A 264-nucleotide genomic window follows, 5' to 3' on the forward strand; every position below is an offset into this window, starting at 1 on the left:
GACCTTTCTGATTTAGAAGAATCTGCAGATATTACTGCGAATACCAATGCTATTACTAGCAACGATACCGATATTACAAATAATACTACTGCTATAAATAACGAGGTTACTCGTGCTACTAATGCGGAAGCTGCAAACACAGCTTTAATCAATACCAATACAACTAACATTACTAGCAACGATACCGATATTACAGATTTACAAAACGATAAAGAAGATACCGCAAACAAATCTACCGATGTTGCTTTAGGTACTTCCGATGTT

1 protein-coding gene is annotated in these 264 nt (G+C 35.6%); it reads left to right on the plus strand.

Annotation, left to right across the window (positions count from 1 at the left end):
• A partial coding sequence (locus tag Q0945_RS16065) for a hypothetical protein (protein ID WP_299436703.1) occupies window positions 1-264 on the plus strand: 264 nt, incomplete at both ends.

The organism is uncultured Maribacter sp. (genome assembly GCF_947500405.1).
GTDB lineage: Bacteria > Bacteroidota > Bacteroidia > Flavobacteriales > Flavobacteriaceae > Maribacter_B.